Below are 20,269 nucleotides of genomic sequence, written 5' to 3' on the forward strand. Positions count from 1 at the left end.
TTTCGAGGGGACATTCACTGTGTGGGAATTGGTCAAGTCCGGCGGCTGGATGATGTTGCCGATCATTTTGAGTTCCATCGCCGCACTCGGCATCGTCGCCGAACGCCTGTGGACCCTGCGCGCCAGCCGCGTGACCCCGGACCACCTGCTGGGGCAGGTCTGGCGCTGGATCAAGGACAAACAGCTGGACAAGGAAAAACTCAAGGAACTACGGGCCAATTCCCCCCTGGGCGAAATCCTGGCCGCCGGGCTTGCGAATTCCAAGCACGGTCGCGAGATCATGAAAGAATGCATCGAGGAAGCGGCCGCGCGGGTCATTCACGAGCTGGAACGCTATATCAATGCCTTGGGCACCATCGCCGCGATGGCGCCGTTGCTCGGCTTGCTTGGCACCGTGCTGGGCATGATCGATATTTTCAGTTCGTTCACCGGGTCAGGCATGACCACCAACGCCGCGGTGTTGGCCGGGGGTATTTCCAAGGCCTTGATCACCACGGCGGCAGGTCTGATGGTGGGCATCCCGGCAGTGTTTTTCCACCGTTTCCTGCAACGCCGCATCGATGAGTTGGTGGTGGGCATGGAGCAGGAAGCCATCAAGTTGGTAGAGGTGGTGCAAGGCGACCGCGATGTCGATCTGGTTGAGGGCAAAGCGTGAAATTTCGCCGCAAGCCACGGGAAAATGTCGATATCAACCTGGCGTCGTTGATCGACGTGGTGTTCATCCTGTTGCTGTTTTTTGTCGTCACGACCACCTTTACCCGCGAAACCCAGTTGCGCGTCGAGTTGCCTGAGGCCGTCAGCGGCTCGCCGGCCGAAGACCAGCAGGTCAAGCAACTTGAGGTGGTTATCAGCGCCGACGGCGTGTACTCGGTCAATAACCAGTTGCTGGAGAAAAACGATCTGGCCAGCTTGATGGAAGCGCTGCAGAAAGAGTCCGACGGTGACACGCAAGTCCCACTGTCGATCAGCGCTGACGGCAAGACCCCGCACCAGGCCGTGGTCACCGCCATGGATGCTGCCGGCAAGCTGGGTTTCAGCCATTTGCGCATGACCACGGTCGAGGCGGCGGATCAACCCTGATGGCGCTCTCCGATCGTCTGCTCAAGGCCTGGTACGACGGCCATCCGGCGCTTGCGTTGCTGCAGCCGCTGGAATCGCTCTATCGCCGGGTGGTGAGGCGCAAGCGCGAACGTTTTCTGGCCGGCGAAGGGACGATCTATCAATCGCCGGTGCCGTTGGTGGTGGTGGGCAACATCACCGTCGGCGGGACCGGCAAGACGCCCTTGATCCTCTGGTTGATCGAGCATTGCCAGCGCAGCGGTTTGCGGGTTGGCGTGGTCAGTCGCGGCTATGGCGCCAAGCCACCGCAATTACCTTGGCGGGTTGAAGCCAGCCACAGCGCCGAGGTGGCGGGTGACGAGCCGCTGTTGATCGTGCAGCGCAGCGGCGTAGCGCTGATGATCGACCCCGACCGCAGTCGCGCAGTGCAAGCCCTGTTGGCCAGCGAACCCCTGGACCTGATCCTGTCCGATGACGGCCTGCAACATTACCGCCTGGCCCGTGACCTTGAACTGGTGCTGATCGATGCCGCTCGCGGCCTGGGCAATCGCCGTTGCCTTCCGGCCGGGCCTTTGCGCGAGCCGGTCGAACGATTGCAAAGCGTCGATGCGCTGCTTTATAACGGCGCCGGCGCGGATCGCGACGACGGCTTCGGTTTTCGTCTGGTGCCCTGCGCGCTGGTCAATCTGCAAACCGGCGAGCGCCAGCCGCTGGACCATTTTGCCCGGGGCCAGCAGATTCATGCGGTCGCTGGTATCGGTAACCCGCAACGTTTCTTCACGACACTTGAAACGCTACACTGGCGGCCGATACCCCACGCGTTTGCCGATCATGCGCCCTACAGTCCGCAGGTCCTGAATTTCACGCCGTCACTGCCGCTGGTCATGACCGAAAAAGACGCGGTGAAGTGCCGCGCCTTTGCCCAGGCACACTGGTGGTATCTTGCAGTCGATGCGGCACCGTCGCCGGCGTTTATCGCCTGGTTCGACACGCAACTGATGCGTCTGTTGCCCGCTCGTCTTTTGCCTTAAAACGCTTCTTTCCAGGAAATCCCCATGGACACCAAACTGCTTGATATCCTCGCTTGCCCGATTTGCAAGGGCCCGCTCAAGCTCAGCGCCGACAAGACCGAGCTGATCAGCAAGGGCGCCGGCCTGGCTTACCCTATCCGTGATGGCATTCCGGTGATGCTGGAAAGCGAAGCCCGCACCCTGACCACCGACGAGCGCCTGGATAAATGACCACTGCCTTCACCGTTGTCATCCCGTCCCGTTTCGCTTCGACGCGTCTGCCCGGCAAACCGCTGCAGATGATCGGCGACAAGCCGATGATTCAACGGGTCTGGGAGCAGGCCTGTAAAAGCAGCGCCCAGCGCGTGGTGGTAGCCACCGATGATGTGCGGATTATCCAGGCCTGCCAGGGCTTTGGTGCCGAAGCGGTGCTGACCCGTGCCGACCACAATTCCGGCACCGATCGCCTGGCTGAAGTCGCCACGCACCTGGGGCTGGCAGCGGACGCCATTGTGGTCAACGTACAAGGCGATGAACCGCTGATTCCTCCCCGCGTCATCGATCAGGTGGCGGCGAACCTGGCGGCCCACGCCGAAGCGCGCATGGCGACCCTGGCCGAACCGATCGAAGACATTGAAACCCTGTTCAACCCGAGCGTGGTGAAAGTGGTCAGCGATATCAACGGCCTGGCCCTGACCTTCAGTCGCTCGACGCTGCCTTGGGCACGGGACGACTTTGCGAAAAACCCTGATGTGTTGCCGGCGGGCGTGCCCTATCGTCGCCACATCGGCATCTACGCTTACCGCGCCGACTTCCTCCAGGACTTCGTCAATTGGGGACCTTGCTGGCTGGAGAACACCGAATCCCTGGAGCAACTGCGCGCCCTTTGGCACGGTGTGCGGATTCACGTGGGCGATGCCCTGGAAGCACCGCCGGCGGGAGTCGATACGCTGGAAGACCTGGAGCGCGTCCGCCGCCTGCTGGGGGCTTGATGGAAGTTCTGTTTGTCTGCCTGGGCAATATCTGCCGCTCGCCTACCGCCGAAGGCGTGCTGCGGCACAAACTGCGTGAAGCCGGGCTGCAGGGCCGGGTTGAAGTGGCGTCCGCCGGCACCGGTGAATGGCACGTCGGCAAACCACCTGACACGCGTAGCCAACAGGCAGCGTCGCGGCGTGGCTATGACTTGTCGGCCCAGCGTGCCCAGCAAGTCTCACGTGCTGATTTTGCCCGTTACGACCTGATTCTTGCCATGGACCAGAGCAACCTGCGCAACCTCAAGGCCATGCAACCCGCCCAGGGCAAGGCCGAGCTGGATTTGTTCCTGCGCCGCTACGCCGCGTCCGTGGACGAAGTGCCGGACCCGTATTATGACGGTGAGCAAGGTTTCGAGCGGGTCCTGGACCTTATCGAGACCGCGTGTGATGAGTTGGTGATCGAATTGAAGGGGCGGCTATGACCTTGGACGTGCAGGCGCAGGTGTCCCTGAAAGCTTTCAACAGTTTTGGCATCGATGTGCGTGCCCAACTGTTCGCGCAGGCGCGCAGCGATGCCGATGTACGCGAAGCCCTGGCGTATGCGGCCGGGCAACAACTGCCGTTGCTGGTGATTGGGGGTGGCAGCAACCTGCTGCTGACCCAGGACATTGCGGGGCTGGTGTTGCGCATGGCAACCCGGGGCATTCGGGTGCTGCAGGACGACGGCAGCCAGTTGGTCGTGGAGGCCGAGGCAGGCGAGGCGTGGCACCCGTTCGTGCTGTGGACCTTGGAACAGGGCTTTTCCGGCCTGGAAAACCTCAGCTTGATCCCCGGCACCGTCGGCGCGGCACCGATGCAGAACATTGGGGCCTACGGTGTCGAGATCAAGGATGTATTTGTCGGGCTGACCGCCCTGGATCGCCAGACCGGCGAGTTGCGGGATTTCAACCTGGCTGAATGCAATTTTGATTACCGCGACAGTCTGTTCAAGCATGAAGTCGGACGCTGGCTGATCCTGCGAGTGCGTTTTGCCTTGAGTCGCGTCGCCCACCTCAAGCTCGATTATGGCCCGGTGCAGCAACGCCTGGCCGAGCAAGGGATCACCCAGGCCACCCCGAGCGATGTCAGTCGGGCCATTTGCAGCATTCGCCGTGAAAAACTGCCGGACCCCGCGCAGTTGGGCAATGCCGGCAGTTTCTTCAAGAATCCGCTGGTTTCCCCGGCGCTGGCCGCCGAGTTGAAAGACCTGTATCCGGATCTGGTGGCCTACCCTCAGGCCGATGGACAGATGAAACTGGCCGCTGGTTGGCTGATCGACAAGGCTGGCTGGAAGGGCTTTCGCGACGGTGATGCGGGCGTGCATAGCCTGCAGGCGCTGGTGCTGGTCAATTATGGCGCGGCCACCGGCGAGGAAATTGCCGACCTGGCGCAACGCATCCAGCAGGACATTGCCCAACGGTTCAAGGTGGAACTGGAAATGGAGCCCAATCGTTATTGAACTACGCTTGCTGATTGCTGAACCAAGCCCTGCATTGCAGGGCTTTTTTGTGAATGTCGGGTTAACTTGGCCGACTAACGATGTCTGTTTATTGTGTTATAGATTCTGTTTATCAAAGGCCCGGTGAAGACCTGTCTTCACAAGAGAGCCCGATTAGCCTGAGCCATCTGCGTGAACCGACTAGATAGCTCGACCCCATAACCTATTTACTATGCGGGCGTGCCCATGATTACCCTCAAGCTCAACGGTCAAGATCATCAACTGGATGTTACCGAGGACATGCCTCTGCTGTGGGCGATCCGCGATGTCGCGGGTTATAACGGTACCAAATTCGGTTGCGGCATGGGCCTGTGCGGCGCGTGCACCCTCCATATCGACGGCGCGCCGGCGCGCAGTTGCATCACGCCGATCGGATCAGTCATCGGCCAGAACGTCAGCACCATCGACAACCTGCACAGCGACCCGGTGGGCCAGGTAGTCCAGCAAGCCTGGCTGGATACGGCCGTCGCCCAATGCGGATACTGCCAGGGCGGGCAGATCATGTCGGCCACCGCATTGCTGAAAACCAACCCCAACCCCAGCGATGCGCAAATCGAGGAAGCCATGGTCGGCAATATCTGTCGTTGTGGCACGTATAACCGGATCAAGACCGCCATCCGTCAGGCCGCGACTCATCTGCAGGGGACCAAGGCATGAGCCAGTTACCCGAAAATTTTGCCCTGAATAACCTCAGCCGCCGTGGGTTCCTCAAGGGCGCCGGCGCCACTGGCGTCTTGATCGTCGCCGCCAGTTGGGGCGTGCCGGATGCGTTTGCCGAAGAGGTGAAAAAATACGGCGCGGATGCAATGCCCAACGGCGTGATCGATGACCCCAAGGTCTACGTCAGCATCGCGACGGATGGCACTGTCACCGTGATCTGCAACCGCTCGGAAATGGGCCAAGGGGTGCGTACCAGCCTGACGATGGTGGTGGCTGACGAACTGGAGGCCGATTGGGCCTGGGTGAAAGTCCAGCAGGCGCCCGCTGATGAGGTGCGCTTTGGTAACCAGGACACTGACGGCTCGCGCAGCATGCGGCATTGGTACGAGCCGATGCGGCGTTGCGGCGCTGCCGTGCGGACCATGCTGGAGCAGGCTGCCGCCGAGCAATGGAACGTCCCGGTGGGTGAGTGCCGGGCGCAGTTGCACAAAGTGGTTCACTCAAAGAGTGGCCGCGAACTGGGTTATGGCGCCCTTGCCACCGCCGCCGCAGCGCTGGCGGTGCCGGCGCGCGACAGCCTGCGGCTCAAGCAGCCTTCGCAGTTCCGATATATCGGCAAGGAGGCGACCAAGGCCATCGACGGTGCGGATATTGTCAACGGCCGGGCGGTGTATGGCGCCGATGTGCATTTCGACGGCATGCTGTACGCCACCATTGCGCGGCCGGCAGTGTATGGCGGCAAGGTCAAGTCCTTCGATGCCGGCGCAGCGCTGAAAGTCCCTGGGGTGCTCAAGGTCCTGGAAATCGAAAGTCGGCCGCTGCCTTCGGAGTTCCAGCCGCTGGGTGGCGTGGCAGTGGTTGCCAGCAATACCTGGGCGGCGATCAAGGGCCGCGAAGCCTTGCAGATTGTCTGGGAAGATGGCGCCAACGCCAGTTACAACTCCGTCGAATACCGCAAGACGCTGGAAACCGCGGCCCGGAACACCGGCAAAACCGTGCGCAATACCGGAAACATCGAGCAGGCGTTGAGCGATGCCGATAGCACCCTCGACGCCATGTATTACCTGCCGCACCTGGCCCAGTCACCCATGGAACCCATGGTCGCGGTTGCCCGTTTTCAAGACGGTCGATGCGAAGCCTGGGCACCGAGCCAGGCACCGCAAGTGACCCGCGAACGGGTTGCCGAGCGCCTGGGCGTGCCGTTCGATAACGTCACCATCCACGTCACTCTGTTGGGCGGCGGTTTTGGTCGCAAGTCGAAACCGGACTTTATCGTCGAAGCCGCGATATTGGCCAAGGAGTTTCCTGGCAAGGCGGTGCGGGTGCAATGGACCCGGGAGGACGATATTCACAACTCGTACTTCCACACGGTTTCCGCTGAATACCTCAAGGCGGGCCTGAACAAGGACGGCATGCCCGCTGCCTGGCTGCATCGCACCGTGGCGCCGAGCATCACCGCGCTGTTTGCACCGGGCATGAATCACGAAGCGGCGTTTGAGTTGGGCATGGGGTTCACCAACATGGCCTACGCGATTCCCAACGTGCGCCTGGAAAACCCGGAAGCCACCGCATTCACGCGGGTGGGTTGGTACCGCTCGGTATCGAACATCCCCCACGGCTTTGCGATTCAGAGCTTTGTCGATGAATTGGCCCACAAGGCCGGCCAGGATCCGTTGAAGTATCAGCTCAAGTTGTTGGGGCCCGATCGTCAGATCGATCCGCGAACCTTGAGTGAAGAGTGGAACTACGGTGAGTCGCCCGAACGTTATCCCATCGACACCGCGCGCCTGCGTGGTGTGCTGGAAACGGCCGCCAAGGGCGCCGGATGGGGTCGTAAATTGCCCAAGGGGCGTGGCCTGGGGCTGGCGGTGCATTACAGCTTCGTCACGTATGTGGCGGCGGTGATTGAGGTGGAGGTCAAGGACGATGGCACCCTGATCGTGCACAAGGCCGACATCGCCGTGGATTGCGGCCCGCAGATCAACCCGGAACGCATCCGCTCGCAGTTCGAAGGGGCCTGCGTCATGGGCCTGAGTAACGCGGTGCTCGGTGAAATCAGCTTCAAGGATGGCAAGGTCCAGCAGGATAACTTCCACATGTACGAAATCGCGCGCATGTCCCTGGCGCCCAAGGAAATCGCGGTGCATCTGGTTGCGCCAAAAGGCGACGTGCCGTTGGGTGGCGTGGGGGAGCCGGGTGTGCCGCCGATTGCGCCGGCGCTGTGCAATGCGATCTTTGCCGCCACGGGCAAGCGGGTCCGTAACTTGCCGGTCCGTTATCAATTACAAGGTTGGCAGCAAGAGACTAAGGCCTGATGGACAGTGTCGATCTGAATGTCTTGCGCAGCGTGCTGGAATGGCGCCGCGCCGGGCATCGTGTGGTGTTGTACAGCGTGGTTCAGACCTGGGGCAGTGCGCCACGTCCGCCGGGAGCCATGCTGGCCTTGCGTGGCGACGGCGTGGTGATCGGTTCGGTGTCCGGTGGTTGCATCGAGGATGATCTGATTGCCCGTTTGCAGGATGGCCGTTTGCCGGAAGAGGGGCCGCCGGTGCAGTTGGTGACATACGGCGTCACCCGCGACGAGGCGGCCCGCTTTGGTCTGCCATGTGGCGGGACCTTGCGCCTGACCGAGGAGCGGGTGAGCGATCCGGCCTGGGTGGCCGAGTTGTTGGCGCGTTGTGAAGCCCACGAGATTGTGGCCCGCGAATTGGTCCTCGCGACCGGTGAAGTGACCTTGAGCAACGCAGGCAAAACCGACACCGTGAGTTTTGACGGTAAGTGCTTACGCGCTATTTACGGTCCGCGCTGGCGTCTGCTGCTGATCGGGGCCGGCCAATTGTCGCGCTATGTGGCAGAAATGGCGCGGTTGCTGGATTTTGAAGTGCTGATCTGCGATCCACGCAAGGAATTCGTCTACGGCTGGGAGGAGCAGCACGGTCGTTTCGTGCCGGGTATGCCCGATGAGGCGGTGCTCGCTATCCAGACGGACGAGCGCACCGCGGTTGTTGCCCTGACCCATGATCCGCGGCTGGATGATATGGCGCTGTTGACCGCATTGAATTCCAGCGCTTTCTACATTGGCGCCCTGGGTTCGCGGGTCAACAGCCAGAAACGGCGGGAAAACCTGGCGGCGCTCGGTATGACCGCGCAGGCTATTGCGCGGTTACACGGCCCGATTGGTTTATATATCGGCAGTCATACGCCGGCAGAGATCGCGTTGTCGCTGATGGCAGAGATCGTTGCGATCAAGAACGGGATCGTCGCGGTGCAGAAAAAACCGTTGTCGGTGGCAGTCAGTTGACCGACTCAATCGCCGTGATCGTACTGGCGGCGGGGCAGGGCAGCCGTTTTCGGGCGGTGGCGGGTCAGGACAAGTTGCTGGCGTCCTGCGTAGGTCGCGATGGCATTACGCGACCGGTGATTGAGCAGGTGTTGGTGAACCTGCCGCGCAGCGTGAAAAAACGCTGCCTGGTGACCCGCCCGGAGCGCACCGAAGTCATACGCCTGGCGCAGCACTACGGATGTGAGGTCGTGCTGCTGGACTCGTCCGGCATGGGCGATAGCCTCGCGGCAGCCGTGACAGCCAGTGGCTCCTCGGACGGTTGGCTGGTGCTGCTGGGGGATATGCCGTTTGTGCTGCCATCGAGTGTTGAACGCGTGGTCGAAGGACTGCAGGCGCATGGCATCTGCGTTCCGGTTCAGGGCGGCAGTCATGGGCACCCGGTGGGGTTTGGCCGCGCGTTCGGACCGAGCTTGATGGCACTTTCCGGAGACCGTGGAGCGAAAGCCTTGTTCGCCGGGGCCATGGTGCGGGAAGTGCAGGTCGCTGATCCGGGCGTGCTGTGGGATGTGGATGTGCCGCAGCAGCTGGATTTCACACCCGTCGGGCCTGGGTGATGGGGGGATTCGCCGGAGTCGTTTCAAGGTAAGCAATGCGGCATAAAAAAGCCCCGCCTGAGTGATCAGGCGGGGCTTTTCAGTGGCCGATGAAATCAGGCGAGGGGTTTAGGCTCGTGCTCTTCTTCCAGGGCTTTAGGGTTGTGCTCGATCACTTCTTCGACGGAATGCAGATTCTCGTCGATGGAAGGAGCGGTAGGCTCAACCGTGGCTTCGGTGGCCGGGGCTGGCGCCTCGACAACTTCAGCCACAACCGGTGCGGCTTCGACGATGGCCGGAGCAGCAGCGGCGGCCTGTTCGGCTTCCTTCTGCAGACGCTCGGCTTCACGCTTGCGGCGACGCACTTCACGTGGATCGTTCGGCGCACGACCATTTTCGGTCAGGGCGCTGACTGGCGCTGCAACCACTGGCGCGGCAGCTTCAGCAACCACTGGGGTTTCTTCAACGACCGGCGCAGGTTCTGCAACCACAACCGGCTCTGCAACCACTACAGGTTCAGCCACAACCACCTCGGCAGCTGGAGCCGGAGCTTCTTCCACTGGCGTCGGCGCTGGTGCTTCGACAGCCACGGCTGGCTCGGCAACCCACTGGAAGGCGGTCTGTTCTTCGCGAACTTCACGCACTGGCGGGGTTGGCTCGGCAGCAGGTGTTTCGACAACGGCTTCAGCTACCACCTGTGGCTCGGCCTCGACAACCGGTTCGGCGGCTGCTTTGACTTCAGGCTCGGTTTCAGGAGCCGGAGCAACTTCGACTTCTGGAGCGGTTGGTGCTTCGACCACGGTCGTGGCTTCGACGACCGGCGCTTCAGGTGCCGCGGTTTCCTGCACGGCAGCGGTGGCGCGTTCAGCCTGCTGGTTGGCTTCGGCTTCAGCAGGAGCGCTGATGACCGAGCTGGCAACCGCAGCGGTAACGGCCAGGCCGGCAGCCAGATCGGCAGCGGTTGGCTCGCCTGTCGTGGACGCCTCGGTGGTTTCGGCGTTTTCTTCCGAACCTTCGATCACATTGCCGTTGGCATCGCGTTGACGCTCACGACGGTTGCTGCGACGACGCTGGCCACGGGAGCGGCGGCGTGGACGATCGCTTTCAGCGTTATCCTGACCGTCTTCCTGCAGTTGCTCTTCGTTGGACAGCAGTTCTTCTTCGCTGGCCGCAGCAGCCTGTTCGGCACGCGGTTGACGCTCTTCACGCGGTGGGCGTGGTGCGCGCTCTTCACGTGGCTGGCGGGCCGGACGTTCTTCGGTGCTGGCGGCAGCGGCGACTGCCGGGGCAGCATCCAGCGGCTCGCGCAGTTCACGTACACGTTCTTCGCGCTCGCCACGTGGCTTGCGGTCTTCACGCGGTGCACGCGGAGCACGTTCTTCACGAGGCGCGCGTGGTGCGCGTTCTTCGCGGGCTACGGCCGGGGTTTCTTCACGGGCTTCGCGCGGCTGACGCTCTTCGCGTGGTGCACGTTCTTCACGCGGTGCACGCTCTTCGCGAGGCTTGCGCTCTTCGTCGCGGCGACCGTTACGGTTACGGCTTTGCTGACGACCGTTGCGACGCTCTTCGTTGCGGGCAGGGCGTTCAGTGGCCGGCTTCTCGACGACAACCGGTGCCGCAGGCTCTTCCTTGGTCGCGAACAGGCTGACCAGGGACTTCACCAGGCCCTTGAACAGGCTAGGCTCCGGCATGGTGGCCGGGGCCGCAGCCGGTGCAGCGGCTTCGCTTGGAACCGGCGCGTTGGCACGGGCGGGTGCGGTCTTGACGGCCGCTTCCTGGCGAACCAGGGTGCGGGTTGCAGCAGCCGGCTGGACTTCTTCGACTTCGGCGGCGGCAGCGGCGATTTCGTAGCTGGACTGGTTGGTGTGAGCTTCCGGGCTGTCGTCACGCAGGCGCTGCACTTCGAAGTGCGGCGTTTCGAGGTGGTCGTTCGGCAGGATGACGATACGGGCACGGGTGCGCAGTTCGATCTTGGTGATCGAGTTACGCTTCTCGTTGAGCAGGAAGGCTGCAACCGGGATCGGCACTTGCGCGCGGACTTCGGCGGTGCGGTCTTTCAGGGCTTCTTCTTCGATCAGGCGCAGGATCGCCAGGGACAGCGATTCAACGTCACGGATGATGCCGGTGCCGTTGCAGCGCGGGCAGACGATGCCGCTGCTTTCGCCCAGGGACGGACGCAGGCGCTGACGGGACATTTCCAGCAGGCCGAAGCGCGAGATGCGGCCGACCTGTACACGGGCACGGTCAGCTTCCAGGCATTCGCGGACTTTCTCTTCCACGGCGCGCTGGTTCTTGGCCGGGGTCATGTCGATGAAGTCGATGACGATCAGGCCGCCGATGTCACGCAGGCGCAACTGGCGGGCGATTTCTTCAGCCGCTTCCAGGTTGGTCTGCAGGGCGGTTTCTTCGATGTCGCTGCCTTTGGTGGCGCGTGCCGAGTTGATGTCGATGGACACCAGGGCTTCGGTCGGATCGATCACGATGGAGCCGCCGGAAGGCAGTTCGACGACGCGCTGGAAGGCGGTTTCGATCTGGCTTTCGATCTGGAAACGGTTGAACAGCGGAACGCTGTCTTCGTACAGCTTGATCTTGCTGGCGTACTGCGGCATGACCTGGCGGATGAAGGTCAGGGCTTCGTCCTGGGCTTCAACGCTGTCGATCAGCACTTCGCCGATGTCCTGGCGCAGGTAATCGCGGATGGCGCGGATGATCACGTTGCTTTCCTGGTAGATCAGGAATGGCGCGGAACGATCCAGGGACGCTTCTTTGATGGCGGTCCACAGTTGCAGCAGGTAGTCGAGGTCCCACTGCATTTCTTCGCTGCTGCGGCCCAGGCCGGCAGTGCGCACGATCAGGCCCATGTCGGCCGGAGCGATCAAGCCGTTCAGCGCTTCACGCAACTCGTTGCGTTCTTCGCCTTCGATACGACGGGAGATGCCGCCGGCGCGCGGGTTGTTCGGCATCAGGACCAGATAGCGGCCTGCCAGGCTGATGAAGGTGGTCAGGGCCGCGCCCTTGTTGCCACGTTCTTCTTTTTCCACCTGGACGATGACTTCCTGGCCTTCGCTCAGGACGTCCTTGATGTTCACGCGGCCTTCAGGGGCTTTCTTGAAGTACTCGCGGGAGATTTCTTTGAGGGGCAGGAAGCCGTGGCGCTCGGAGCCGAAATCGACAAAGGCAGCCTCAAGGCTTGGTTCGATGCGAGTAATCCGGCCTTTATAGATGTTGGCCTTCTTTTGCTCGCGTGCACCGGATTCGATGTCCAGGTCGTAGAGGCGTTGGCCATCTACCAGTGCAACACGCAACTCTTCGGGTTGAGTTGCGTTAATCAGCATTCTTTTCATGTTGTACCGTCGGTTTCCGGGCTGCCGGAAACGGCGTTCGGCACACACGACTTCTCACGGTCGGTGTCAGGTGCGTCAAGAGTGGTTGGCCACTCCAGTGTCCAGCAATATCGAGCCAATTGGGCCGGTATCGCGACGGACGCGTCCTGCATTGTTAGCTGTGGTGACAAGACACCACTTCAACAAAAGCTAAGGTCAGGAGGAGGAATCAACCGACGACTGTGGACGAGATGAAGCGTCTAAAATAAGCCTAGTGCTACACGGTCCGACGGTTGTGCATCTCCACCCTACACGTATCCCTGATAATTCGGGTGCTGCCGCGCGCAGAATCCGCAGCGGGTTGGCATTTACCGTGTTCTCCAATGGGGAGTTCACGCTCATGGCTAATAACAGGCGTTGTTTCCGAAACATTCGCCGTGGTCTGGTCCAGGACTGACTGCACTTTGTGAACTGGCCGTGAATATCGGCATGAAAGGCGGGTAATGACCCTGCTTTTCAAGCTCGCTTCAGGCCTCATGTCACCTGCGCTTGTTACAATCCTGAGCCTTCCAGGGTGGCGAAAGCCCCGTAGGACGGCCTTGCGTCCTGATGAATTGCGATGGTCAGGGCTGGCAGTCTGTCGCCAGTCCTCTGTCCGGGCCACTTTTGGCGGCGTTCGCGACTATATCAGCAATGATTAAGTGCTTCAATTGCATAAAAAATTGTTATCATTCCCGACATGACGACTACCGCCCCCCCGACCCCCAGCGTCCAGCTGCTTGAGGTCTCGCCGGAATATGCCGGCCAACGCATCGACAACTTTCTTCTTGCCAGGCTCAAAGGCGTGCCCAAGACCTTGATTTATCGCATTTTGCGTAAAGGCGAAGTGCGCGTGAACAAGGGGCGGATCAAGCCCGAGTATAAGCTGCAGGCGGGCGATATCGTCCGCGTGCCGCCGGTGCGCGTGCCTGAGCGCGACGAGCCGGTCCCGCTGGCCCAGGGCCTTTTACAGCGCCTGGAAGCTTCGATTGTGTTCGAAGATAACAAACTGATCGTGATCAACAAGCCCTGCGGGATTGCGGTCCATGGTGGCAGCGGCCTGAGTTTCGGGGTGATCGAAGCCTTTCGTCAGTTGCGCCCGGACGCCAAGGAGCTGGAGCTGGTCCATCGCCTGGACCGCGACACCTCCGGCCTGCTGATGATTGCCAAGAAACGCAGCATGCTGCGCCATTTGCATACCGCCTTGCGCGGCGACGGCGTGGATAAACGCTACATGGCGCTGGTGCGCGGCAACTGGGCCTCTTCGATCAAGAGTGTTCGCGCGCCGTTGCAGAAGAGCAATCTGCGCTCGGGCGAGCGCATGGTCGAGGTGGACGAGGAGGGCAAGGAGGCGCTGACGCTGTTCAAGGTGCTGCGCCGCTTCGGTGATTTCGCCACCCTGGTCGAGGCCAAGCCGGTGACCGGTCGAACCCACCAGATTCGTGTTCACACCCTGCACGCGGGCCATTCGATCGCCGGCGACAGCAAATACGGGGATGAGGATTTCTCCCGGGAGATTCGTGACCTGGGCGGCAAGCGACTGTTCCTGCATGCCTACATGCTTACAGTGCCGTTGCCCGATGGTGGCGAGCTGAAGTTGCAGGCGCCCGTCGATGAGATGTGGGCCAAGACCGTGGAGCGCCTGAGTGTCGCGCCTTGACTATAAGCTGCTGATCTTTGATTGGGATGGCACGTTGTGCGACTCCATTGGTCGGATTGTCGAGTCGATGCATAGGGCCTCGACGCTCTCGGGGTTCGAGTTGTGTGACGACCTGGCGGTCAAGGGCATCATCGGCCTGGGTTTGCCGGAGGCGATTCGTACCTTGTACCCGCAGATCGCTGACGAGGAGCTGATAGTCTTTCGTCAGCACTACGCCGATCACTACATTGCCCTGGAAGCTGAGCCGTCACCGTTGTTTGCGGGTGTGGTGCAGTCTCTGGAGGCATTGCGCGCCGAGGGTTATCGGTTGGCGGTTGCCACCGGCAAGGCGCGACGCGGCCTGGATCGGGTACTGAAGGCCAATGGCTGGGAAGATTATTTCGATATCACTCGCGCGGCGGATGAAACTGCCAGCAAGCCGCATCCGCTGATGCTCGAGCAGATCATGGCGCACTGCGGGGTGTCGCCGCGCCAGGCGTTGATGGTCGGGGATGCGTCGTTCGACCTGATGATGGCGCGCAATGCCGGGATGGACAGTGTCGCCGTCAGCTATGGCGCCCAGTCCGCCGAGAGCCTGCAGGCTTATGAGCCGCGGCTGACGATTGATCGTTTTCCTGAACTGCACGCCTGGCTGGGCCAGGCCAATTAAGTTTTTGCTGGGGTAGATGGCATGACCGATGAGTGGAAGGCACCGCCTAAGGCTGGTGCTGATGGCAGCGATGACAAAAGCTGGAAGTTGCTGGAAAAAACGCTGCTGGCGGGTGTTCAGGAGCAGCGTCGCGCGCGGCGTTGGGGGATCTTTTTCAAGCTGCTGACGTTTACTTATCTGCTGGGCATGCTGGCGCTCTTCAGTCCTCTGATGGATGTGGAGAAAAGCGCCGGGCGGGGCAGTCATTACACCGCGTTGATCGAAGTGCGCGGGGTGATCGCCGACAAGGAGTCCGCCAGTGCCGACAATATCGTCAGCAGTCTGCGGTCGGCTTTCAAGGATCCGAAAGTCAAAGGTGTGGTGCTGCGCATTAACAGCCCGGGCGGTAGCCCTGTGCAGTCGGGTTATGTGTATGACGAAATTCGTCGCCTGCGCGCCCTGCATCCGGACACCAAGCTATATGCGGTGATTTCAGACCTGGGGGCTTCCGGTGCCTATTATATCGCCAGCGCCGCTGATCAGATTTATGCCGACAAGGCCAGCCTGGTCGGTTCCATTGGTGTGACGGCGGCCGGTTATGGTTTTGTCGGCACCATGGAAAAGCTGGGGGTTGAGCGTCGGACCTACACCTCGGGTGAGCACAAGGCGTTCCTCGATCCGTTCCAGCCGCAAAAGGCCGACGAAACCGCGTTCTGGCAGAGTGTGCTGGATACCACTCATCGGCAGTTCATTGCCAGTGTGAAGCAGGGGCGCGGTGACCGGCTCAAGGATAAAGAGCATCCGGAACTGTTTTCCGGTTTGGTCTGGTCCGGTGAGCAGGCCTTGCCCCTCGGCTTGATCGACGGTCTGGGCAGTGCCAGTTCAGTGGCGCGGGATGTGATTGGCGAAAAGGAGTTGGTGGACTTCACTGTCGAGGAGTCGCCGTTTGACCGTTTCTCCAAGAAGCTCGGTGCCAGCATCGCGGAAAAGCTCGCGATGTATATGGGTTTCCAGGGTCCAACCCTGCGCTGAAATCCTGAACTGGCATGGCTCAAAATGTGGGAGCGGGCTTGCCCGCGAAAGCGGTCTGCCAGTCGAAACTTATAGTGACTGATCCACTGCATTCGCGAGCAAGCCCGCTCCCACATTTGTGTGTGGTGCTTAGGGAATCTGCACGCCTTCGGCGAGCAGCATGTCCACCAGTCGAATCAGCGGCAAACCCACAAGGCTGGTGGCATCCGGCCCTTCGGTGCCCTGGAACAGACTCACGCCCAAGCCTTCAGCCTTGAAACTACCGGCGCAGTCATACGGCTGCTCGATCCGCAGGTAGCGTTCGATGCGTTCGGCGCCCAGTTCACGCATGTGCACGGTAAAAGGAATGCAGTCGACCTGGCACTGGCCTGTTTCGCTATTAAGGAGCGCCAGGCCTGTCAGAAAGCTGACTCGCTTGCCGCTCGCCGCCAGCAGTTGCGCGCGGGCGTTCTCGAACGTGTGGGGCTTGCCGATGATCCGGCCGTCCAGGGCTGCCACCTGATCTGAGCCGATGATCAAATGCCCTGGATGACTGGCGGCGAGGGCGCGCGCCTTTTGTTCGGCCAGGCGCTTGACCAGCTCGATAGCGGATTCATCCGGGTGGGGGCTTTCGTCGATATCCGGTGAGCTGCAGATGAACGGCAGGTGCAGGCGGCTCAGCAACTCCCGGCGATAAATGGAGCTGGAAGCGAGTAATAAAGGTAGCATCGACGTCTCCTCAAGGCAGTCGGGAATTCTAGCGGCGTGACCGGCTGACGCACAGGGCTGAATTTCCTTTGACATGGCCGGGTGCATCCCTATAATGCTGCGCCTATGTTGAATGACCCGATTCCACCTCACGTTGACCCGCGCAAATTGGCTGATCGTGGCACCACCCTTCAAGGTGAGCTGCTGCTGGCTGATTTGGAGAGACTCTGCGACCCGCTTTCCGACACTGTCGGTACGGTGCAGGCTAAATTCGTTTTTGAACGAGATGAACGTAAATCTGTGGTCATTCACAGCTTTATCGACACCGAAGTCAAAATGGTTTGCCAGCGTTGTCTTGAGCTGGTCACCCTGCCGATCCACAGCGAATGCAGTTATGCTGTGGTGAAAGAGGGTGCGAATACCCAGTCGTTGCCGAAAGGTTATGACGTGCTGGAACTGGGCGAAGATCCTTTGGATCTGCATGCACTGATCGAGGAGGAGCTTTTGCTCGCCTTGCCCATTGTGCCTGCTCATCATCCGGAAGAATGCCAGCAGCCGGCGGGTCTCGATGACGAGCCCGAACCGAGCGAGGACGAGGTAACGCGGTCCAACCCGTTCAGTGTATTGGCGCAGTTAAAGCGTGACCCAAACGTTTAGGAGTTAATCAATTATGGCTGTTCAGCAGAACAAAAAATCCCGCTCTGCCCGTGACATGCGTCGTTCCCACGATGCTCTCGAGGCTAGCACTCTGTCCGTAGAAAAGACCACTGGTGAAGTTCACCTGCGTCACCACGTATCGCCAGAAGGCGTTTACCGTGGTCGTAAAGTGATCGACAAGGGCGCTGACGAGTAATCACTTGTCTGCTCAAGTCATCGCGATTGACGCAATGGGCGGGGACTTCGGTCCCCGCAGCATTGTTCAGGCCTGTATCGCCAGCCTGTCCGCAACGCCCTCGCTGCACCTGACCCTCGTCGGTCAACCCTCCTTACTTGAAGAATTGATTGCCAGCCATCCGGCGGTGGATCGCGCGCGCCTGACGATTACGCCGGCCAGCGAAACCATTGGCATGGATGAAAAGCCTGCTCAAGCACTGCGTGGCAAGCCGGATTCGTCGATGCGCGTGGCCCTCGAGCTTTTGCGCGATGGCAAGGTCCAGGCATGTGTCAGTGCCGGTAACACAGGCGCCTTGATGGCGTTGTCGCGCTTTGTATTAAAAACCTTGCCGGGTATCGATCGGCCAGCGATGGTCGCGGCCATTCCGACCCAGCGCGGTTACTGTCAGTTGCTGGATTTGGGGGCGAATGTCGATTGCAGCGCCGAACATCTGCTGCATTTTGCCCTGATGGGCTCGGTGGCGGCGCAAGCGCTGGGTGTGGTGCGGCCTCGGGTGGCCTTGCTCAATATCGGTACCGAGGACATCAAGGGGAATCAGCAGGTCAAGTTGGCGGCAAGCCTGTTGCAGCAAGCGCGTGGCTTGAACTACATCGGGTTCGTCGAGGGCGACGGGTTATATCGTGGCGAGGCCGATGTGGTGGTGTGCGACGGCTTTGTCGGCAATATTCTGCTCAAGTCCAGCGAAGGCCTTGCGACAATGATTGCGGCGCGTATCGAAGCGTTGTTCAAACGCAACCTCGCTTCACGACTGGTTGGCGCATTGGCGTTGCCGTTGATGCGACGTTTGCAGGCGGACCTGGCACCCGCGCGGCATAATGGCGCGAGTTTTCTCGGTTTGCAGGGAATCGTGGTGAAAAGCCACGGCTCTGCCGGGGTCCAGGGGTTTCAGAGTGCCATTGCACGAGCGTTGATCGAGATCCAGGAAAACCTGCCACAACGCTTGCATGGCCGTCTTGAGGATCTGTTGCCTTAGGCGAATTCGTCCGGGAATGCTTAAATGTGACCGGCCAGTTCAATTGACCATCCAATCTGTCAGTTTCTTGCGCTCCCAACTGTGGGGCGTCAACTCTCCGACGACCAGATCATTAGGGGCTTGTTACATGTCTACATCCCTCGCATTCGTCTTTCCAGGGCAGGGTTCGCAGTCCCTCGGCATGTTGGCCGAGCTGGGCGCGCAATACCCGCTGATCCTGGACACTTTCAAGGAAGCTTCCGAAGCCCTCGGTTACGACCTCTGGGCACTGACCCAGCAAGGGCCGGAAGAACTGCTCAATCAAACCGACAAAACCCAGCCGGCCATTCTGACTGCTTCCATCGCGCTGTGGCGTGTATGGCTGGCTGAAGGTGGTGCGCGCCCGGCATTCGTTGCCGGCCACAGCCTGGGCGAATACAGCGCCTTGGTGGCCGCAGGCAGCTTGACCCTCGCTGAAGCGGTCAAGCTGGTAGAGCGGCGTGGTCAGCTGATGCAAGAAGCCGTTCCGGCCGGACAGGGCGGGATGGCCGCCATTCTCGGCCTGGAAGATGCGGATGTGATCGCCGCCTGCGCCGAAGCGGCTCAAGGCGAAGTGGTCAGTGCCGTCAACTTCAACTCCCCGGGCCAGGTGGTGATCGCCGGAGCCAAGGCGGCTGTCGAGCGTGCCATCGAAGGCTGCAAGGCGCGTGGCGCCAAGCGTGCCCTGCCGCTGCCGGTCAGCGTGCCGTCGCATTGCGAACTGATGCGTCCGGCGGCCGAGCGGTTTGCCGAGTCGGTTGCAGCGATCAACTGGCAGGCCCCGCAGATCCCATTGGTACAGAACGTCAGCGCTGCTGTCGCCACGGACCTGGAAACCCTCAAGCGAGACCTGCTGGAGCAGTTGTACAAGCCGGTGCGCTGGGTTGAATCGGTCCAGACCCTGGCGACCAACGGTGCTACCCAGTTGGTCGAGTGCGGTCCGGGCAAAGTCCTGGCCGGCTTGAACAAACGCTGCGCCGAAGGCGTGTCGACTTCCAATCTCAATACCCCGGATGGCTTCGCGGCCGCCCGCGCCGCACTGGCCTGAACTAAGGAGAAGCCTGCATGAGTCTGCAAGGTAAAGTTGCACTGGTTACCGGCGCGAGCCGTGGCATCGGCCAGGCGATCGCCCTGGAACTGGGGCGTCAAGGTGCTGTTGTGATCGGCACCGCTACCTCCGCTTCGGGCGCTGAGCGGATCGCCGCGACCCTGAAGGAAAACGGCGTTCAGGGCACCGGTCTGGAGCTCAACGTGACCAGCGATGAGTCCGTGGCAGCGGTATTGGCTGAAATTACCGCGCAATTCGGTGCGCCGGCTATTCTGGTGAACAACGCCGGCATTACCCGCGATAACCTGATGATGCGGATGAAAGACGACGAATGGTACGACGTGGTCGATACCAACCTGAACAGCCTGTTCCGCCTGTCCAAGGGTGTTTTGCGCGGCATGACCAAGGCGCGGTGGGGACGAATTATCAATATTGGCTCCGTAGTAGGTGCCATGGGCAACGCAGGCCAAGTAAACTACGCTTCTGCCAAGGCCGGTCTGGAAGGTTTCAGCCGTGCATTGGCACGTGAAGTCGGGTCGCGCTCGATTACGGTCAACTCGGTGGCCCCAGGGTTCATCGATACCGATATGACGCGCGAACTGCCTGAGGCGCAGCGTGAAGCCTTGCTGACACAGATTCCGCTGGGTCGTCTGGGCCAGGCTCAAGAGATTGCGAATGTGGTGTCTTTCCTGGCATCCGACGGCGCGGCATACGTGACTGGGGCTACAATCCCAGTGAACGGCGGGATGTACATGAGTTAAATTGTGACGGATCGCTTCAAAAAAATGTCATACGAGCTGTCTAAAATCCGTTATAAAGCTGCAATCTATTTATAGGCAGGTGGCCGAGA

At 60.9% G+C, this 20,269-nt stretch carries 21 protein-coding genes; 19 read left to right on the forward strand and 2 right to left on the reverse strand.

Going from position 1 to position 20,269, the window contains the following annotated elements:
- The first annotated feature begins 19 nt into the window (after positions 1–19).
- The 11 genes from pocA (at position 20) to AC6CIA_RS06740 (ending at position 9,137) form a co-directional block, all read left to right on the forward strand.
- Positions 20–655, forward strand: coding sequence for a flagellar polar localization protein PocA (pocA, locus tag AC6CIA_RS06690; RefSeq protein WP_339529215.1), 636 nt, complete (start codon positions 20–22; stop codon positions 653–655).
- A complete protein-coding gene (pocB, locus tag AC6CIA_RS06695) occupies positions 652–1,080 on the forward strand; it encodes a flagellar polar localization protein PocB (RefSeq protein ID WP_339529216.1) in 429 nt (142 codons plus the stop codon). Before pocA ends, pocB begins: the two co-directional genes overlap by 4 nt.
- On the forward strand, positions 1,080–2,090 hold the full coding sequence (gene lpxK, locus AC6CIA_RS06700; RefSeq protein WP_498311178.1) for a tetraacyldisaccharide 4'-kinase: 1,011 nt from the start codon (positions 1,080–1,082) through the stop codon (positions 2,088–2,090). Before pocB ends, lpxK begins: the two co-directional genes overlap by 1 nt.
- A 24-nt stretch (positions 2,091–2,114) precedes the next feature.
- Positions 2,115–2,300: a Trm112 family protein gene (locus AC6CIA_RS06705; RefSeq protein ID WP_003174668.1), complete on the forward strand. Its 186-nt coding sequence runs from the start codon at positions 2,115–2,117 to the stop codon at positions 2,298–2,300.
- Positions 2,297–3,061: a 3-deoxy-manno-octulosonate cytidylyltransferase gene (gene kdsB / locus AC6CIA_RS06710; protein ID WP_498311179.1), complete on the forward strand. Its 765-nt coding sequence runs from the start codon at positions 2,297–2,299 to the stop codon at positions 3,059–3,061. The genes AC6CIA_RS06705 and kdsB overlap by 4 nt, the downstream gene beginning before the upstream one ends.
- Positions 3,061–3,525, forward strand: a complete 465-nt coding sequence (locus tag AC6CIA_RS06715) for a low molecular weight protein-tyrosine-phosphatase (protein WP_498311180.1) — start codon at positions 3,061–3,063, stop codon at positions 3,523–3,525. The genes kdsB and AC6CIA_RS06715 overlap by 1 nt, the downstream gene beginning before the upstream one ends.
- Complete coding sequence (murB, locus tag AC6CIA_RS06720; RefSeq protein ID WP_498311181.1) at positions 3,522–4,541, forward strand: UDP-N-acetylmuramate dehydrogenase; 1,020 nt, start codon at positions 3,522–3,524, stop codon at positions 4,539–4,541. The genes AC6CIA_RS06715 and murB overlap by 4 nt, the downstream gene beginning before the upstream one ends.
- Before the next feature lie 225 nt (positions 4,542–4,766).
- On the forward strand, positions 4,767–5,237 hold the full coding sequence (locus AC6CIA_RS06725) for a (2Fe-2S)-binding protein (RefSeq protein ID WP_339529221.1): 471 nt from the start codon (positions 4,767–4,769) through the stop codon (positions 5,235–5,237).
- Positions 5,234–7,555 (forward strand): xanthine dehydrogenase family protein molybdopterin-binding subunit, encoded by a 2,322-nt coding sequence (locus AC6CIA_RS06730; RefSeq protein WP_498311182.1) that lies wholly within the window; start codon positions 5,234–5,236, stop codon positions 7,553–7,555. The genes AC6CIA_RS06725 and AC6CIA_RS06730 overlap by 4 nt, the downstream gene beginning before the upstream one ends.
- Positions 7,555–8,541: an XdhC family protein gene (locus AC6CIA_RS06735; protein ID WP_498311183.1), complete on the forward strand. Its 987-nt coding sequence runs from the start codon at positions 7,555–7,557 to the stop codon at positions 8,539–8,541. The genes AC6CIA_RS06730 and AC6CIA_RS06735 overlap by 1 nt, the downstream gene beginning before the upstream one ends.
- Entirely contained in the window at positions 8,538–9,137 is a 600-nt protein-coding gene (locus tag AC6CIA_RS06740) for a nucleotidyltransferase family protein (RefSeq protein ID WP_498311184.1), read from the forward strand. Before AC6CIA_RS06735 ends, AC6CIA_RS06740 begins: the two co-directional genes overlap by 4 nt.
- Before the next feature lie 95 nt (positions 9,138–9,232).
- Here the strand turns inward: AC6CIA_RS06740 and rne are convergent, their stop codons facing one another.
- Positions 9,233–12,460: a ribonuclease E gene (rne, locus tag AC6CIA_RS06745; protein WP_498311185.1), complete on the reverse strand. Its 3,228-nt coding sequence runs from the start codon at positions 12,458–12,460 to the stop codon at positions 9,233–9,235.
- Between the two features lie 718 nt (positions 12,461–13,178).
- Here rne and rluC point away from each other — a divergent pair.
- Genes rluC through AC6CIA_RS06760 form a run of 3 tightly spaced genes read left to right on the forward strand, consistent with a single transcriptional unit; the run spans position 13,179 to position 15,798 of the window.
- Positions 13,179–14,138 (forward strand): 23S rRNA pseudouridine(955/2504/2580) synthase RluC, encoded by a 960-nt coding sequence (gene rluC, locus AC6CIA_RS06750; RefSeq protein WP_084381237.1) that lies wholly within the window; start codon positions 13,179–13,181, stop codon positions 14,136–14,138.
- Positions 14,125–14,787 (forward strand): HAD-IA family hydrolase, encoded by a 663-nt coding sequence (locus AC6CIA_RS06755; RefSeq protein WP_498311186.1) that lies wholly within the window; start codon positions 14,125–14,127, stop codon positions 14,785–14,787. Before rluC ends, AC6CIA_RS06755 begins: the two co-directional genes overlap by 14 nt.
- Positions 14,788–14,808: 21 nt before the next feature.
- On the forward strand, positions 14,809–15,798 hold the full coding sequence (locus tag AC6CIA_RS06760) for a S49 family peptidase (protein WP_498311187.1): 990 nt from the start codon (positions 14,809–14,811) through the stop codon (positions 15,796–15,798).
- Positions 15,799–15,927: 129 nt separating this feature from the next.
- Here AC6CIA_RS06760 and AC6CIA_RS06765 read toward each other — a convergent pair whose 3' ends face one another.
- Positions 15,928–16,506, reverse strand: coding sequence for a Maf family protein (locus AC6CIA_RS06765; RefSeq protein ID WP_498311188.1), 579 nt, complete (start codon positions 16,504–16,506; stop codon positions 15,928–15,930).
- A gap of 105 nt (positions 16,507–16,611) precedes the next feature.
- Here AC6CIA_RS06765 and AC6CIA_RS06770 point away from each other — a divergent pair, with 105 nt between their 5' ends.
- From AC6CIA_RS06770 to fabG, 5 genes are all read left to right on the forward strand, one after another.
- Positions 16,612–17,142, forward strand: coding sequence for a YceD family protein (locus AC6CIA_RS06770; protein ID WP_090221499.1), 531 nt, complete (start codon positions 16,612–16,614; stop codon positions 17,140–17,142).
- A gap of 13 nt (positions 17,143–17,155) precedes the next feature.
- Complete coding sequence (rpmF, locus tag AC6CIA_RS06775; protein ID WP_003179396.1) at positions 17,156–17,338, forward strand: 50S ribosomal protein L32; 183 nt, start codon at positions 17,156–17,158, stop codon at positions 17,336–17,338.
- A gap of 4 nt (positions 17,339–17,342) precedes the next feature.
- Entirely contained in the window at positions 17,343–18,353 is a 1,011-nt protein-coding gene (plsX, locus tag AC6CIA_RS06780; protein WP_339529230.1) for a phosphate acyltransferase PlsX, read from the forward strand.
- A gap of 127 nt (positions 18,354–18,480) precedes the next feature.
- The gene (gene fabD / locus AC6CIA_RS06785) at positions 18,481–19,419 is read left to right on the forward strand and encodes an ACP S-malonyltransferase (RefSeq protein ID WP_498311189.1); all 939 of its coding nucleotides are present in this window, start codon (positions 18,481–18,483) and stop codon (positions 19,417–19,419) included.
- A 17-nt stretch (positions 19,420–19,436) separates the two neighbouring features.
- On the forward strand, positions 19,437–20,180 hold the full coding sequence (gene fabG, locus AC6CIA_RS06790; RefSeq protein ID WP_185703239.1) for a 3-oxoacyl-ACP reductase FabG: 744 nt from the start codon (positions 19,437–19,439) through the stop codon (positions 20,178–20,180).
- Positions 20,181–20,269 lie beyond the last annotated feature (89 nt).

Source organism: Pseudomonas sp. GQ91 (assembly GCF_059758795.1).

Coding starts and splice junctions, on each gene's coding strand:
- AC6CIA_RS06770 (WP_090221499.1), top strand. CDS start 16,612: ATGTTGAATGACCCGATTCCACCTCACGTTGACCCGCGCAAATTGGCT.
- lpxK (WP_498311178.1), top strand. CDS start 1,080: ATGGCGCTCTCCGATCGTCTGCTCAAGGCCTGGTACGACGGCCATCCG.
- AC6CIA_RS06730 (WP_498311182.1), top strand. CDS start 5,234: ATGAGCCAGTTACCCGAAAATTTTGCCCTGAATAACCTCAGCCGCCGT.
- AC6CIA_RS06735 (WP_498311183.1), top strand. CDS start 7,555: ATGGACAGTGTCGATCTGAATGTCTTGCGCAGCGTGCTGGAATGGCGC.
- AC6CIA_RS06760 (WP_498311187.1), top strand. CDS start 14,809: ATGACCGATGAGTGGAAGGCACCGCCTAAGGCTGGTGCTGATGGCAGC.
- fabG (WP_185703239.1), top strand. CDS start 19,437: ATGAGTCTGCAAGGTAAAGTTGCACTGGTTACCGGCGCGAGCCGTGGC.
- kdsB (WP_498311179.1), top strand. CDS start 2,297: ATGACCACTGCCTTCACCGTTGTCATCCCGTCCCGTTTCGCTTCGACG.
- AC6CIA_RS06765 (WP_498311188.1), bottom strand. CDS start 16,506: ATGCTACCTTTATTACTCGCTTCCAGCTCCATTTATCGCCGGGAGTTG.
- rne (WP_498311185.1), bottom strand. CDS start 12,460: ATGAAAAGAATGCTGATTAACGCAACTCAACCCGAAGAGTTGCGTGTT.
- murB (WP_498311181.1), top strand. CDS start 3,522: ATGACCTTGGACGTGCAGGCGCAGGTGTCCCTGAAAGCTTTCAACAGT.
- AC6CIA_RS06725 (WP_339529221.1), top strand. CDS start 4,767: ATGATTACCCTCAAGCTCAACGGTCAAGATCATCAACTGGATGTTACC.
- rluC (WP_084381237.1), top strand. CDS start 13,179: ATGACGACTACCGCCCCCCCGACCCCCAGCGTCCAGCTGCTTGAGGTC.
- fabD (WP_498311189.1), top strand. CDS start 18,481: ATGTCTACATCCCTCGCATTCGTCTTTCCAGGGCAGGGTTCGCAGTCC.
- AC6CIA_RS06715 (WP_498311180.1), top strand. CDS start 3,061: ATGGAAGTTCTGTTTGTCTGCCTGGGCAATATCTGCCGCTCGCCTACC.
- rpmF (WP_003179396.1), top strand. CDS start 17,156: ATGGCTGTTCAGCAGAACAAAAAATCCCGCTCTGCCCGTGACATGCGT.
- AC6CIA_RS06705 (WP_003174668.1), top strand. CDS start 2,115: ATGGACACCAAACTGCTTGATATCCTCGCTTGCCCGATTTGCAAGGGC.